Genomic DNA, 16,096 nt, shown 5'->3' on the forward strand with positions numbered 1-16,096 from the left:
TTTCCCGCCTCCCGCTCGAACGTTTCACGGCTTGCCGTCTCGTACGTCCAGTTTACCGCATCACCATTAAGCGGGAAGAAACCGGAGATTAACGATTTCTTAACCGTTCCCGTCCGCTTCCGACAGACGGTCCCGGCAAAAAGCGTCGATCGCCTCGACTTCGTCGTCCTCCAAGTCGAACGGCAAATACGTTTCGGTCGTCCGCTCGAAGAGCTCGTACTTCACGATGCCCGTCCGTTCGGGCTCTACGGCGTATATGACCCGGACGAACAAGCCGTTCTCCGAATGGATTTCGTCTTCCTCATCCACTTCGATATCCAATACGAATTCGTACCGCTGCCCGGGCAGAATGCCGAACGGGTCTCGAACTCGCTCCACGCTGTAAGCGGTAATGTCGATCATGGCCACGTCCTTTCCACGGCGTGGGGGACGAGCAGCCGTACTTGCTCCCTCACGTTCCGTTCCCGCAATTCCTTGCCGATTACGGAGACGGTTCCCCGATCGTCGCGGGTGCGGATCAACCGTCCGATTCCTTGCTTCAGCCTGAGCAGCATGTACGGCATATCAACCTGCTCGAACGGGCGCTCCGCATCGTTCCGTTTGGCCGCGAACACCGGGTCGTCCGGGGGAAACGGCAGCGACCAGACGATCACGTGGGATAACGAAGGCCCGGGAATATCTAGCCCTTCCCATAGCGTCGCCGCGCATAGAACGCTCGGTTCGTCGCGTTGGAACTCGGAGACGAGGTGGCTGATTTCCGCCGTTCCCTCGAAAAGCAGCCGGTACTCGCCCGCCTCCGGGATTGCCGCCGAATGCTTCCGGAATTCGGCAAGCTCCTCTTTCGTCGGGAACAAGACGAGCGCCCTGCCTTCCGACTGCCGGATCAGGCTCAGCACCGCTTTCGTTTTCTCGGCGGCGGAGACGTCCGCCTCCGGGTACAGTTCGGCCTTCATCTGCCGTTCGTAATCGTACGGCGACGGCACCGAGAACGATAAAAAGTCGTCGAGGCCGAGCCCGCGCGCCATGTAATCGAACGAGCCGTCGACCGAGAGCGTCGCGGACGAGAAGACGATCGGCATTTTTTTCGCAAACACCCGTTCCTTCAACACGTCCCGGACGTTTCGCGGCATAATGACGAGGGCGAGCCCGTCCGGTCGATACTCGCCCCAGACGACGGGACGTTCCGTCTGCCGAAGCAGCCCCAGCGCATGCTGGATCATGTCCAAATGCTCCTCGACGATTTTCAGCCCGTATTCGTTCAACGAGTACAGCCCGCTTTCGTAGACAAGCTCTTCGTCGATGACGGCCAAGCGCTCCCGAAGAAGCTCGGTCTCCCGCAGCAGATCCCCTTCCGTATCGATTTCCCTCCGGTCCGAGCCGGGAACCGGCCGGCTGCTCCGCTCGAGCAGCGCGAACAGCGATTCGCTCTGCGCGATGGACGCCTCGATCGCGACGGCGAGCGATTCGCGGATTTCCCCCTCGAGCAGCCGGGTCACGATCGCCTCGAACAGCGCATGGTTCCACCGGTACGTCAAGGCGCTCTGGGCGGCCGTCTCGAGCAAATGCCCCTCGTCGAAGACGACGGAGCTGTGCTCGGGAAGCAGCGGCAGCTGGCCTTCCCGCTTCCTCGATTCGTACGTCCATACGTGCTCCATATAAAAATCGTGGGAGCAGACGATCAAATCGGCGGACTTCCGGTAGTAATCCCGGGACAGCGTCTGTCCGCACCGGTGCCGGTTGTCGCAGACGAGGCAGTCCTGGAACACGTCCCAGCCGATTTTGCTCCACGCCTCGTCCGTCAAGTCCGGGTAATGCTTCCGGTCTCCGTAAGGGTGGAACGTCTGCAGCGTGTCGGGCTTGCGGACGAACTCCGGGAGGCTGCGGTACACGTCGCGAAACCGGTCCGCGTCGTCGTCGAACGCGGTCTGCGCCTCATCCAATTTGTTCAGGCAAATATACTGATCCCGGGACTTGCCCAGCCGGGCGTCGACGGTCAAGTTCAAATGCCGGGACAGCTTCGCGATATCGCCCTCCGGCTTCACGAGCTGCTCGATCAACGACTCGTCCGCGCATGCGATGACCGCCGGCTTCCGGACGTACCGGGCGTAAGCGATCGCGTAAAGCAAATAGACGAGCGTTTTGCCGGTGCCGACGCCGGCTTCGGCGAATATCGGCATCTTCTCGGCGTAAGCGCGCTCCAGCTGAAACGCCATAAAAATTTGCTCGTCCCTCACCTCGAAGCCGGCCTCCGGCAGCACGTCGTAGAAGACGTCGGCGATCCAGTCGCCGGCTTGCCGGACGAACGGCTTGGCGGGGTCGAACGGAAACGGATAAGTCGCAGTCAATCGGGCATGCCTCCAATGGTTCATTCGGATAGTTTGGATTCCATCCGTCCATTATACCGCAAACGGGGGCATAAAATCCTGTTCTTGCCGATTTATTCCGCGAACAGCCGCTCCGGCAGCTTCGATTCCCACGATTCGGGCGGCTCGATGCCGAGCGCGCGGACGACGACCGCCGCCGTGTCGACGATCGACATCGTGCCCGGAATCGCCGCTCCGCGCGGAATACCCGGCCCGACACAGCCCCAATAGATCGTCTTGTCCATCGGATGATCGCTGCCGTGGCCGCGCGGATTGGCGCCGCCGCCGCCATGATCGGACACGAAGACGAGCAGGCTGTCGTCGAGAAGCCCCGTTTCTTCGATCGCCTCGAGGATATGGCCCGTCAAGCCGTCGGTTTCCTCGATCGCTTGCAGCTGCCCGGGCGTATTGTACCCGTACTGGTGACCGGCCGCATCCGGCAAGTCGAACTGAACGAACAGCAGCTTCACCTCGGGATGCTCGCGGATGTAAGCGGCTGCGGCGAGCGACAGATCCCGGTCCTTCATCGACACTTTATGCACCCCGATCGACGGCTCGATGATGCCGTGATTGATCGGGTACCATGCGCTGAATGAGGCCATTGCGGCATCCGGGTACGCTTCGCGCACGACCCGGAATATCGAAGGATACGGCGAGCCGTCCGGATACGGCGTATGGCTGACGATTTCGTTCGTCAAGCCGTGCTTGTCCGGCGACACGCCATGCAGCAGCGTTCCCCAGCATTGCGCGCTGATCGTCGGCGTCGCCGCTTGCGCCTGAAAGTCGAACGTCCCGTTACGGACGCACCGGTCCAAGTTCGGCGTGTTCGCGGACGCGACAAAGCTGCCCGCCCCGTCCCAGCCGATAATAAAGACGCGGGAAATCGGTTTCATAAGAAAGCACTCCCCTTCAATTCGATACGTCCATCATAAGGGCAGCCTCCCACGAAGGTCAACAATTATTCAATCAAACACAATTAAACACACATTCCGGAGAACGAAAAACGGCCGCCGTCCGGAATTTAGAGCGTTCCGTCCGAGCGACCGTTCCATTTCCCCGCTTCTCGTTCGTGCGGTCGAACGTCATTCCGCCGTTCGCCGCAACCCCGTCCCGACCTTCCCGATCCGGGCGGTCATTCGACGACGATCCGCCACTCTCCTTCGAGCTCCGGCGCTTTCACGTCGAGTGCGATACGGTATACCGCCTCCCCCCAAGTCCGCTTCAGCTTCTCGTCGCCGATCGCGATCCGTTCGACCGTGCAGCCCATACGCTCGCCGTCGAATGACAAACGTCTCCGTTCGTTTCCGCTCCCGAGCAGCAGTACGCCGTTCGTCTCGAGCTGCGGCGCATCCGCCGCCATCAGATGCAGCGCGATACGTCCGTTCGCATGCCTCAGCTTGTACCGATCGGCGATCTCGACACGGGACCGATCGCCGCGCTGCAGCGTGCAGGAACGAATCCAGCTGACGATGCCCGCCTCCTCCGGATACGCGCCGGCCAGCTCCATCTCCAGCTCGGAGCGGCCGTCGCCGGTCCGGTACGCGACGCGGCCCGCCGCAAAGCCGCCGCCCGCGGATTGCCCGTATCCATTCACGACGGGAACGTTGTGATACTCCGAACGCATCGTCCATATGTCGTACCTGCTGGCGCTGAACGTCTTCGCCGTATACGTCTCCACGCCGACGTCGATCAGCAGCGGCTTTCCGTCGGCGTATACGATAAAGTGGCCGATATCGTTGTGGTTATGGCTCTCGTCGTTGTGCCCGCCCTTGGCCGCCAAAAACAGGCCGCGTTCCGATCCTTCTGTTTCCCTGGCGGCCATGACCTGCAAGCCGTTCGTCCAGACGTCCCGGAGGAGAGGCGGCTTCGCCCGCGCCTCGCTTACTTCCCGGTACCGAAGCACGGTCTGGGCGTACCGGAACAACGTCACGATGTACCGGGGCCGCAAGCTGTCCGGCGAGATTGCCGCCGCTCCAAGCGCCGACAGCTGCGGATCGCCGATTCGCCTTCCGAACCGCTCCGCCAGCTCGGCGTCGATCTCGACGTTCGCGTCTCCGTCCGCGAAGTTGATGTACGACTTGCCGGCGACATGCACGCGGTATATATATCGGCCGATTTCCCGGATCAACGGCTCGCCGTACACGTCGATCTCGCCGTTCGTCGCGCCGTACAGCTGCTCCAGCGCATCGAAGAGCGATCCGCCGGCGCGGCTCCAATAGCTCGGCCCTTCGTCGCAGCCGCCGTCTTCCGGGTAGACGGCGAGAAACGCGTCCAAGCTGCGCATCGCCTTGGAGACGCCGCGGACGCGCCGGTCGTGGTCGTCCTCCAGCAGCAGGAAGGACGACAGACAGCTGGCGTTCACCCACGGGTTCCAGTTGTTGACTTTGCGGCCGGGTTTAAGACCCATCCACCAAAAGTCGTCGCGCTCGAGATACGGGGTATGGATGCGTCTTCCGACTTCCAGCTTGACTCTATCGCGGACGACGCCGCTGCAGCCGTCGAGCCGCGTGCCGAGCAGGTAGACGGTCCATGCAAGCAGGCTGGCCGTTTCGGCCGCGAACAGGTCGATGACCGGATCGGTTATATCGGGCAGTCCGTCGCCGAAGCCTTTCCGAGACAGCGACATGTGCGCGGGAACGACCCAGCTCGATTCTTCGCAAATCGCCCATATTCCGTTGACGATTTGTTCGGAGAACCGGCCTTCGTATTCCGCGCATTCGGCCATAACGAGCTGCAGCAGCGCCCGGCGCCGTTCGAAGTAAGCATTCTCGTAAACGCTCCGGTTTCCGTTCCGCACATAATCCATATATCGTGCGGCCGGCAAGGCGGGCCATGCGAACGGCAGCCGTTCTTCGCCTCCGCGCACCAGCTCGCGCTTCGCCTCGAGGGGAAGCGCCTCCCACGCCTCGCGTTCGTCCCCCCGCGCGAACGGCCGATATTCCCCGGCCGGTACGAGCCGTTTCCGCAATTGCTCGATCGTTCCCCGTTCAGCCAGCATCGTGCCTCTCCTCCTGCTTCGTATGTTAAAATTAGGTTCGATTGTACCATGCCGCCGCGCTGCGCCGCTTCACCCACATTGTCGAAATGCGTCGGCCATTTGACGCTTATTGGCCCAAGTTCGGATAAACGGTCGCACCCCTCCGGATCGGCGGACGTGAAAAAGCCCCGTTATCGGGGCATTTTCCGATGCCGGGGCTTCTGTAGGACGAATCCGGATTCAACCGGTACCCGTTCGGTTCCCCGTCAAATCTCGATGTCGACGACGATGCTGTCAAGCCGGCCGACCTCGCGAATGAAGGCGGCGACCTCTTGATGACGCGGGTTCGGTCCGTACGCCTCCAAGGCGGCGCGGTCCTCGAAGCGGACCGACAGGACGACCTGGTACCCTTGGTTTTTGCCGGAAAAATCGATGCCGGCTTGCAGGTCGACGACGCCGGTCAGATGGGGGCGCAGCGCCTTGAACCGCGAGACGACCTCGGCCAGCTGCTCCTGCGTGGTGGTGTCGGCGAATTTGACGAGCACGATATGATCGATCATGCGATAAATCCTCTTTTCTATTAGGGAGTCACATCCTACTATACCATCGTCCGGGGACGTTATCCAACCGCCGACGCATCGCCTTCACCTTTCGCGGGCAAGCCCGCGGAAACGTTACAGCTTCACCCGCAGCTCCTCGACGGAGACGCGACGCCCGCCCTTCGGCCGGACGGGCGCCGGCACGATCGTCGGCTCCGCTTCCCCCGCCTCGCGCATTTTGCGCACGAGCCGTTTCCGCAAGTCGGCGACGACCGGCTCGTACGACTCGATGCCGATCAAGTTGACCAATTCGTACGGATCGGCGTGCAAATCGTACAAAAACTCCTCCGTATACGAGTCGGAGCTCGCATGCTCGTAGCCGCGCTTGTCGGGAGCGGACACGCTGTACTTCCACCGGTCGGTCCGGATCGACCGCCCCACCTGCGATTCGCTGATCTGGACGAACACTTCCTCCGGCCACTCTTCCTTCTCTCCGCGCAGCAGCGGCAAGATGGAGCGCCCCGGCAGCGAGGCCGGCACCGGGATGCCCGCGGCGTCGAGCAGCGTCGGCGGCAGGTCGACGAGCGAGACGAGCTGCCGCACTTGTCCGCCCCCGGCAAAGCAGCCGCCGGCGAACGCCGTCGGGACGCGAATCGAGCTGTCGTGGCACGAACGCTTGTATTCGCCGTTGCGCGTCTTGAAATGGCAGCCGTGATCGGACGTGAACATCACGATCGTATTCTCCTCGAGACCGAGGCTGCGCAGCGCGTCGAACAGCCGGCCGAGCGCTTCGTCAAGCCGCTTCACCATGCCGTAATACCCGCCCAGATGGGCGTGGGCGGTTCCGCCGAGCGCGGCCAGATCGGGCGGAACGTAACGCCCGGCGTACTTCTGCTCGTAGCCGATCGGCGCGGGGTAGTTGTCCGTATGGTTTTGGTGATGCGGCTCGATGTACGACAGGAACAGGAAAAACGGATGGTTTTTCTCCCGGTCGATATACCGGATCGCCGCGTCGGTCATCGCGTCGACCCGATAGCCCGGCAGCTTCACCGGCTTGTTGTCGTTGTCGTACATGACCGTATCGTAAGCGTCGGACGAAAATTCGAGCACGTCGGAGGCGAGCCAATAGTCGTAGCCGCCGCGCTTCTCCTCGGGCACGGGCTCCTCATGCGCCAGGTGCCATTTGCCGATATAGCCGGTCCGATACCCGGCGTCGCGGAAATAATGGGCCAACGTCTTCGACGCCGGCGAAAGCGGAATGCCGTTGACGTAGCAGCCCGTTTGCGTGGCGTACAGTCCGGTTTGCAGGCTTGACCGGGCCGGGCCGCATACGGGCTGGCACGTGAACGAGTTGTATACGTGCGCCCCTTCCCGTGCCATCCGATCGAAGTTGGGCGTCAAGTCGAGCGGGTTGCCGTGCGCCCCCGTCGTGTCCCAGCGCTGCTGGTCGGTAAAGAAGACGATTACGTTCGGTTGCTTGTTCGCGTTCAACGAATGTCATCCTCCTTGCCGCGCCTGCGGCAAAAAAGGAAAAGAGACGCGATAATCGGCCTCTTTCCTTCCTGCGGCGCGGACTGCTTATTTTCTCTTCTTCCACTCCTCGTTCGCTTGCTTCTCGATCGTCTGGCCGCCCTGCTGGTAATACTTTTGCACGAACTCGTCGAATTTGTCCACCGGCCACGTGCCGGTTACGATTTTGACGAAATATTCGAGCCACAGCTTCTTCTCGAGATCGGGATAGTCGAGCTCGGCCGGAACCGTCTTCCAGAGCGCGTTTTTGATCAAGTTTTTCGATGCGGTGTCGAGCGCCGCGCGCACGACCTCTTCCGTCCAGCGGCGGTCCGTCACCTGCACGAAACGGATCGGATTCGAGTATCCCTTTTTGTACAGCTCGGTGTACGTCGATTTCATCGCGATGAAGTTTTTCGCCTTATCGTACGTGTAGTCGACGTTCTCTTCGCCGTAAGTAACCAAATTGATGCCGCCTTCCTCGCTGACCGACCAGTCGAGCACCCGGATGAGCTTCTCCGGATCTTTCGCCTTGGCGCTGATCGCGCGAAGACCGCCTCCCGCGTACGGATTCACTTCCGGGTAACCGAGCTTGCCGTTCGGACCCTTCGGCGGAGCCGCGAGCACGAGCTTGGCCGTCGGGGTCGCCTTGAGCAGCGCTTCGGGCACCCCGCTTCCTTTCGGATTGACGTTGAAGCCGTCGCCTTCGAAAATGCCGATCTTGGAATTGATCTGCTTCGATTCGTGCTGCTTCAGCTCCATGACCGGGAACTCGGGATCGATCAGCCCTTCCTTGTACCATTGCGCGAGTACGGCAAGCGCCTGCTTCGCCTCCGGCGTCGTGAACCCTTTGACGATTTTGCCTTCCTTTTCGACCCAATACGTCGGTGAAATGCCGAACGCGCCGAACACGACGTTGAACTTCGAATCTTTGTAGCCGCCGAGGCCGTACGTGTCCTTCTGGCCGTTCTTGTCCGGATCGTTGTTCGTGAACGCCTTCAGCGTCGCATGCAGCTCGTCCAGCGTCGTCGGCATCTTCAACCCGAGATTGTCGAGCCAATCTTGCCGGACGAGCAGCCCTCCCGTATTCGGGGAATTGAGCGAGCCTTCCATGACGCCGTACGGAATCGCGTACTTCTTCCCGTCGAACGTGACGCCTTCCCACCGTTCCTTCGGAATCATCTTCATCAGGTTGGGCGCTTTTGCAAGCAAATCGTCGACGGGCTTGACCAAGCCTTGGCTGACGAATTGGGCGAGCGTCGTCGAATCGACGCTGAAGTAATCCGGCAGCTCGCCGGAGGAGGCGAGCAGGTTCAGCTTCGTCGTATATTCGGTTCCCGCGAGCAGTGACACCTTGTAGTCGACTCCCTTGATGCCCGCTTTCTCCAACGCCCCCTGCACCTTCGCTTTCGCCTCCCCGCCGTTTTCCGGATATTCCGGAATGCCAAGGTTGAAAAGCATGTTGTACGTCACCGGTTTTTCCGCCGGCTGCACGTTGTTCGATCCGGACGCGCCGTCGCCTTCCTTCGCGTCTCCGCATCCGGTTAAGGCGGCGAGGCTGACGACGGTGACGACGGGCAATACGTTTATCCATTTTTTCATACGAGGACCCCCTACGACCTATTCGTCCTGAGCTTGCTTTACGATTTGACGGAACCGAGCATGGTTCCTTTCATGAAATATTTTTGCAGGAACGGGTACACGCACATGACCGGGATGATCGAGACGACGATCGTGGCGGCGATGACCGATTCGGTGGACGACTCGGTCGTCTGTCCCGATTCCGCGACGAGCTGCTGTCCCGCGATAATTTGCTTCAGCAGCAAAGGAAGCGTGTACAGCGATTTGTCGTTCAAATAAATAAGAGCCTGCATGAAGTTGTTCCATAGTCCGACGCACTCCCAAAGCGCGATCGTCGCGAGCACCGGCTTGCAAAGCGGCAAGACGATCGTAAAGAAAATACGCAGCGGATTGGCGCCGTCGATCGTGGCCGACTCCTCGATTTCGTCCGGAATCGTCCTCATGAAGCTTTGCATGACGATGACGTTGAACGCCGAAATCATGCCCGGTATAATAAGCGCCCACAACGAATTGATCAACCCCAAGCTTTTGACGAGCAGGTAGGTCGGAATCAGGCCGCCGCCGAACAGCATCGTGAACAGGACGAGAAACGTGATGACCTTTACGCCCGGCAAGCTGCTCCGGTTCAGCGGATATGCCGTCATCGCCGTGAGCAGAACGTGCAGCAACGTGCCGCAGACGGCTACGATAATGCTATTGCGGTACGCCAGCCAGATGAAGCTCGATTCGAACACGCTTTCATAGGCGGCCACCGTAAACTCCCTCGGCCCGAGAAACAAGCCGCCCCTGAGCGCTCCCGCCGTCGAGCTGAACGACATCGAGATCTCGTGCCAGAGCGGGTAAAACGTAACGGCGCAAAAAACGGTCAAAAACAGCGTATTGCCCCAGTCGAACAGTCGACTTCCCGTACTTTTCCTTATCATTGTGCTCATCCTCACCAAAGTCCGCGTTCGCCCATCCGTCTGACGAGCCAGTTCGTAAACAGCAGAAGCGTCAATCCGACGACCGATTGGAACAGCCCTGCGGCGGCCGCGAACGAATACCGGCCCATCGTCAAGCCGACACGGTACACGTACGTATCCAGCACGTCGGATACCTCGTAGACGAGCGGATTGTACAGCATGTAAATTTGATCGAAGCCGACGTTCAAAATGTGGCCGGTCCGCAAAATAAGCAGGACGACGATCGTCGAAGCGATACACGGCAGCGTAATGTGCCGCACGAGCTGGAACCGGTTGGCGCCGTCGATGCGGGCCGCCTCGTACAACTCCGGGTTGACGCCGGCGATCGCCGCCAAATAAATGACCGTACCCCAGCCGACCTCCTTCCACATCTCCGATCCGACCAGAAAGCCGCGGAACGTATCCGGGTTCATCATCGGCGACGTCGTCATCCCGAGAAGGCCGAGCAATCCCGTATCGGTCGAAAAAACGGAAAACAAAATGCCGCTCAGCACGACCCACGAGACGAAGTGCGGAAAATAAAGGATCGTTTGTACGACCCGTTTGAACGTGCTGTGGAACACTTCGTTCAGCAGCAGCGCCAGGACGATCGGGGCCGGAAAGTTGAAGACGAGCTTGTAAAAGCTGATGATGATCGTGTTACGGAGCGCGACCCAAAAGTCGGGTGCGTCGAACAGGATGCGAAACCACTTCAACCCCGCCCACGGGCTCGAGAACACGCCGCCGGCGATTTTGAAATCTTGGAACGCGATGACGATTCCCGCCATCGGGACGTACCGGAAGATGACGAAATAAACGACGCCGGGCAGCAGCAGCAAATAATAATATCGATGCTTGCGAAACGCTTTCATGAACTTCGACCGGCCGCCCGGCGCTCCGGCTGCGAGCGGGCCGGGCGCTTCGATCCGATTAAGCAATGGGTTTCCTCCTTCCTTGAAAACGTTACACCGCTTTCCTGTGTACGCTTTCATCGTAATAGAGAGAGGAGGCGAAAAAAAATCCTCAGTTTGCGACAAACATGAGGAATAACGGATAACGGCGCGTCCGATGTTATGAATTTCGTACGAATATCACGTTTTTACGATGCTTTTGCGGTATTCGCCGGGCGTCACGCCCTCGTATTTTTTGAAAAAACGGATGAAGCTTTGCACGTCGTTATAGCCGAGCGCTTGGCTGATCTCGTGCAGCGAGTCGTTCCGGCGCGCAAGCAGCTCCTTGCTTTTCGTCATCCGGAATTCGGTCAAATATTCGAGCATCGACTTCCCCGTCTCCGCCTTGAACGTGCGGCTCAAATGACCGCCGCTGACGCCGACGTGCTCGGCGATGTCGGAAATCGACATATTGGTCGAGAAATGCGTTTCCATATATGCGATCGCTTTGGACACGTACCAGTTCGTGTTTTTCCGATCCTGCCACGCCTCGAGAAACGTAATGACCCGGTCGATGTGCGCGCTCAAAAATTGGCGCAGCTCGTCGTTGTTGCGGCAGCGGTCCAGCTTGAATATGCCGACCTCTTCGTTCAAGCTCCAGACGTCGTAGCCTTCCTTCAACAGCTCGTTCACGATGCTGCCCATCAGGACGACGATCATCCCCTGCAGCTTCTCGTGCGAATATTTCGAGTCGTAAATGTACTGCTCGAACAGCTCCCCGATGCAGGCTTCCGCCCTTTCCCGATCCAGCGAAACGATCCGTTGAATGAGCTGCTTTTGCATCGACAGCGGATAGACGAATTTCGATTCGTTCTGCTGCTCCTGTACGAAAATGACTTCGCTGCTGGCCATGACCGCCTTGTAATTCAATTCTCTGCGCAGATGCTCGTAGGAAGTATGGATCTGCCCGACGGGACATACTTCGCCGACGAACAGCTGCAGCGAAGCGTTCAGCTGCTCCCGGGCCATCGCGCTCATATCGGCATAACAGGCGTTGATGCGGTCCTTGAGCTCGTCATCGAGACGCGACGCGTTCAAGTTGACGATAAAACCGAGCTTGTTGCCGTCCAAAATCGTCCCTTCGCACGAAAACCGCTTCTGGAGCGACTCGGAAACCAAACTGAACATGACAAGCTTCCGCTGCGGATCGTCGGCATGCTCGGGCACGGCGAAGTCGAAGACGGAGACGATGACGAGGTATCCGGGCTCCGCGAACGATAGGCCGAGCTGCTCCAGCCGAATCGGAATCGACTCCTTGTCCAGCAAATTGTTTTGCAAAATGTCCGAAATGAGATGGTCTTTCACGACGGGCTCGTTTCGCTTGATCGTCTCGATCATGCTGTCGATCGCGCCGCTTACGATCGAAATTTCGTCGGAGCCCGCTCTTGCCGGCGGCATGAGCCGCTTCCCGGCCGTCCCGGTCAGCGCCTCGACGATTTTTTTCCACGGGTTGTACATTTTGACGGCATACCCGTACGAGACGGCTAGCCCGATCAGCGATACGAGCACGACGATGAGCGCCGAATCGGTCAGCTTCCCGAACAGCCGGTCCTGATACAGCCGATACGGCGTCAGGCTGACGACCTTCCACCCGTTGTAAGCGACGGAGTACGAACGGGCGAAGTACGTCGTCCCGTCGATCCGGACTTTGCCCATGTGCGCCAAGCCGGAGCCGGCCGCCCTCTCGGCCAGCGCGTTCAGCTCCGCGTCCGGCGCCGGCCCGAACCGCGAAATCGGGAAGCCGTCGCCGTCCAAAATCACCGTCCGGCTATCCGCCCCGTTGCTCATGCTGGACAAGGTGCTCAGGAAGACGTCCTTCGGGATGTTGATGACGAGCGTCCCGAGCGGCTTGACGGCCGTAACCGGTATCGATTTGTAAAACGTCACGAACTCCCCGCCGTTGTCCGAAGCGGCAGGGGTGCGGAACGCTTCCGCGGGCGGCTTCCGCACCTGGTACCACCAGGTCGAGCTGCCGCTTTTCTCGTGAATTTGTTCGACGACGTAATGGTCGTAAAAGGAGGAAGCGTCGAACAACCCTTCGTTCGTCGTAATGACTTTGTCTCTCGCCGAGGCGAAAATATAGACGGAATGGAACAAATTGTTCGGTACGATCTGATTGCGGACTTGTTCTTTTAATTGGTAATAGTCGAACATGGAAAATTCGCCGGCATTTTGCAGCCACGTGTTCACGGACGGGATGAACGACAGCTGCAAAGAAAACGAGTTGATTTGGTCGATCACGGTTTCGATATTTTTGGACACGCGCTGCGTGCCCGCTTCGGACGACTGTTCGATTTGCGCGAGCAGATCTTCCTTCATCGTATAGGCGTATACGGAGATGATCAGCAGCGTCGGAATGAGGATCGTTACGAAATAGGAAAGCAGCAGTTTCCGGAACAACGATCGGTTGAAGTATACTTTGGTTGCAAGCCCTTTCATAATGCGGCACTCCCTATCGACTTACTGGTTCATGCATCGGTGAAACCAGTGTACACCATATCGTGCGAACTTTGAAGCGTTCGCCGAAATCGGCCGGAATGACGTCGGCTTCGTTACGGTCGGCCGCTTCCCCCCCTCACGCACGAAAGGCCGCCCCTCGACGGAGGCGGCCTTCCTACCTACTTCTTCTTGAACTTCGTGTCGTACGCCTGCTGGTAAATGTCCAAATACCGCTTCAGGTTCATGTTGTCGAGATTTTTCACGTACGAATCCCACGTTTTGTCGATATCGGCGTCGCCCGTCACGAAGCGGGCCATCATTTCTTTGACGTGATCGAGAATCGTTTTCTCCAAATCGGCAAGCTCCGCCGCTTGGTCGGCCGTGAAAAAGACCGGCGGCATTACGTTGTCCATCGGCATTTGGTACGGCTCCATCTTCTGCTTCGTCTCGTTGTACAAAATGACCTCGAGCGGCTGGTCCGGGTTTTGCACTTCGCCGAGCCGGAAGTCGTTCGACCGGTAGCCGGGGCCGGTCTGGCTCCAGTTCACGTTCTGCACCCCGCCCCACGGCGTAAGCTGCTTCCAGATCGCCGGCTTGCCGTTGATGCCGATTTCCGACTTGTCGGCATATTTCCATTCGACGCCTTCGCGGCCGGCGTACCAGCGCAGCGTCGTTTCCGGCGAGTTGAACAGGAAGTCGGCCAGCCGGAACGCCACCTCCGGGTTTTTCGCCTTGTTCGTGATGATGTATTGGCCGTTGCCGACCACGTACGGGTGATACGCCGCGTTTTGAAAGCCGTTCGGACCTTTCAGCGGCGGGACGGCGACATACGTGAGCCAGCGGCCGCTCTTGCCTCCCAGCGTCGCGACCGACCCCATATTGTGGCCGGAGGAGGCGCCGAGAATGACCGTGTCCGGGTTTTCGCCCAGCTTCTTCAGCTGGTCGTTGTCCTGCGTCAGCGCCTGCGGGTCGATCAGCCCTTCGGCGTAAAGCTTTCGCAAATATTTGAGCCCTTCCTTCCATTCGGGCTTATTGTAGGGCACCGTCACTTTTCCGTTCTCGAGGTACAGCTTCTTGTCGCCGTGATCGTAGACGAATGCGTTCATCAGGAACGAGTCGATCATCGAGGGCGAGAACAGATGGCTGCTCGACGCCTGCACCGAGCCCGACAGCGCGATTTCGTCCGGCTTGCCGTTGCCGTTCGGATCCCGCGTCTTAAACGCTTTCAACACCTCGTAAAACTCGTCGGTCGTCGTCGGCATCCGGAGCCCGAGCTTGTCGAGCCACGGCTTGTGAATCCACATCCGCTGGTGGTACATGCAGTGATAGCATTCGTTGACCTGCGGCAGCGCGTAAATGTTCCCGTCCGGCGCGGTAATCAAATCTTTGTAGAACGGGCTCGCGTCGAACATTTTTTTCATCTCCACGCCGTACTTGTCGATCATGTCGTTCAGCTTGAGGAAGACGCCTTGCGTACCGTAAATCATCATCTGGGTCGGTGAGACGCCGAAACCCATTATGACGTCGGGGTAATCGCCGCTCGACAGGACGAGATTCAGCTTCTCCGTCGCCGACTTCTCGGGCGCGACCTCCCAATCGATATGGACGTTCGTCTTCTGCTCCAGCCATTTCGTAAACTCGTTCGTGGCGAAATCTTCGACCGTCGAATTGCCTCTTACCAATATTTTCACCGTCGTTTTCTCGTTCGTAATCGGGAGCTGACCGGGCGGATTCGTGACGACCCCGGTGCCGCCCTCTCCCTCCTGCGTCGCCGCCTCTTCTTTCCCCGAGCAGCCGCTTAACGCCAGCATCGTGCCCAGCGCCAGCGACAGTACGATTGCCGCAGCTTTGTTCAAGCGCTTTCCCTCCCGGAATGGATTCCGCGTTTCCGGCCCGCTCATCCTTTTAACGAGCCGATCATGATTCCTTTCACGAAATACTTCTGCACGAACGGATAGACGATCAACAGCGGTACGGTCGCTACGACGATGAGCGAATATTTGAGCAGCTCCCTTAGCCCTTCCCGCTTCGCCTGCTCGGCCACGTCGGTCAGCATCGTCAGATCGACCTCGTTTTGCACGAGAATGTCCCGCAGGACGAGCTGGAGCGGATACAAGCTTTGGTTTTTCAAGTAAATGAGCGCGCTGAAGTACGAGTTCCAATGACCGACCGCATAAAACAGCGTAATGACGGCGATGATCGGGCCCGAAAGCGGCAGCACGACTGACCAAACGAATCGAAAATCGTTGCAGCCGTCCAGCTGCGACGCCTCCAGCAGCTCGTCGGGGATCGTCGTTTGGAAGTACGTCCGCGTAATGATCATGTTCCATACCCCGAGGGCGCCGGGCAGCAGCATCGACCATGCCGTATTCAGCATCCCCAGCTCCTTGACAAGCAAGTACGTTGGAATGAGCCCGCCGGAAAACATCATCGTGAAGACGAACAAAAACATGAACGCGTTTTTGCCGTAAAAGTCTTTGCGCGACAACGGATACGCCGCGAGAATCGTCATCGCCACATTAATCAGCGTTCCCGCCGCCGTATAGAAGACCGAGTTCGCAAAGCCGCTCCAAATGAGCTTGTGCTTGAAAACGGCGGCGTACCCGTCGAGCGTCGGGTCGACCGGCCACAGCCACACTTCGCCGGAAATGACCGCATCCGCGTCGCTGATCGAGGCGCTCGCGACGTAGACGAGCGGATATAGAATCGTTATCGCGAACAACGACAAGACCCCGTAATTGACGGCCGTAAACAGCCGATCGCTTCTCGTTTCCCGAATGGCCGAACGTTTCACGGC

General features: G+C 59.1%; 12 protein-coding genes. All 12 read right to left on the reverse strand.

What is annotated here, in order from left to right:
• Positions 1–99: 99 nt before the first annotated feature.
• Positions 100–402 carry a DUF6509 family protein gene (locus DLM86_RS08240; protein ID WP_110839508.1) on the reverse strand — a complete coding sequence of 101 codons (303 nt, stop codon included), beginning with the start codon at positions 400–402 and terminating at the stop codon, positions 100–102.
• Positions 399–2,369 (reverse strand): ATP-dependent DNA helicase, encoded by a 1,971-nt coding sequence (locus DLM86_RS08245; protein ID WP_110839509.1) that lies wholly within the window; start codon positions 2,367–2,369, stop codon positions 399–401. Before DLM86_RS08245 ends, DLM86_RS08240 begins: the two co-directional genes overlap by 4 nt.
• A gap of 68 nt (positions 2,370–2,437) precedes the next feature.
• Positions 2,438–3,256: an alkaline phosphatase family protein gene (locus DLM86_RS08250; protein WP_110839510.1), complete on the reverse strand. Its 819-nt coding sequence runs from the start codon at positions 3,254–3,256 to the stop codon at positions 2,438–2,440.
• A gap of 239 nt (positions 3,257–3,495) precedes the next feature.
• Positions 3,496–5,361, reverse strand: coding sequence for a heparinase II/III domain-containing protein (locus tag DLM86_RS08255; RefSeq protein ID WP_110839511.1), 1,866 nt, complete (start codon positions 5,359–5,361; stop codon positions 3,496–3,498).
• A 245-nt stretch (positions 5,362–5,606) separates the two neighbouring features.
• The gene (locus tag DLM86_RS08260; protein WP_110839512.1) at positions 5,607–5,900 is read right to left on the reverse strand and encodes a Dabb family protein; all 294 of its coding nucleotides are present in this window, start codon (positions 5,898–5,900) and stop codon (positions 5,607–5,609) included.
• Positions 5,901–6,014: 114 nt separating this feature from the next.
• Complete coding sequence (locus DLM86_RS08265) at positions 6,015–7,370, reverse strand: sulfatase family protein (protein ID WP_110839513.1); 1,356 nt, start codon at positions 7,368–7,370, stop codon at positions 6,015–6,017.
• A gap of 87 nt (positions 7,371–7,457) precedes the next feature.
• Positions 7,458–8,990 (reverse strand): type 2 periplasmic-binding domain-containing protein, encoded by a 1,533-nt coding sequence (locus DLM86_RS08270; RefSeq protein ID WP_110839514.1) that lies wholly within the window; start codon positions 8,988–8,990, stop codon positions 7,458–7,460.
• Positions 8,991–9,028: 38 nt separating this feature from the next.
• Positions 9,029–9,892: a carbohydrate ABC transporter permease gene (locus DLM86_RS08275; protein WP_158289391.1), complete on the reverse strand. Its 864-nt coding sequence runs from the start codon at positions 9,890–9,892 to the stop codon at positions 9,029–9,031.
• An 11-nt stretch (positions 9,893–9,903) separates the two neighbouring features.
• The gene (locus DLM86_RS08280) at positions 9,904–10,848 is read right to left on the reverse strand and encodes an ABC transporter permease (protein WP_245954423.1); all 945 of its coding nucleotides are present in this window, start codon (positions 10,846–10,848) and stop codon (positions 9,904–9,906) included.
• 153 nt (positions 10,849–11,001) lie between these two features.
• Positions 11,002–13,299 (reverse strand): helix-turn-helix domain-containing protein, encoded by a 2,298-nt coding sequence (locus DLM86_RS08285; protein ID WP_110839516.1) that lies wholly within the window; start codon positions 13,297–13,299, stop codon positions 11,002–11,004.
• A 179-nt stretch (positions 13,300–13,478) separates the two neighbouring features.
• Positions 13,479–15,155, reverse strand: coding sequence for an ABC transporter substrate-binding protein (locus DLM86_RS08290; RefSeq protein ID WP_245954425.1), 1,677 nt, complete (start codon positions 15,153–15,155; stop codon positions 13,479–13,481).
• A 41-nt stretch (positions 15,156–15,196) separates the two neighbouring features.
• Positions 15,197–16,093 (reverse strand): carbohydrate ABC transporter permease, encoded by an 897-nt coding sequence (locus DLM86_RS08295; RefSeq protein WP_110839517.1) that lies wholly within the window; start codon positions 16,091–16,093, stop codon positions 15,197–15,199.
• Between the last annotated feature and the right edge of the window lie 3 nt (positions 16,094–16,096).

Origin of the sequence: Paenibacillus flagellatus, assembly GCF_003217775.1 — a bacterium.
Classification (GTDB): Bacteria; Bacillota; Bacilli; order Paenibacillales; family NBRC-103111; genus Paenibacillus_AB; species Paenibacillus_AB flagellatus.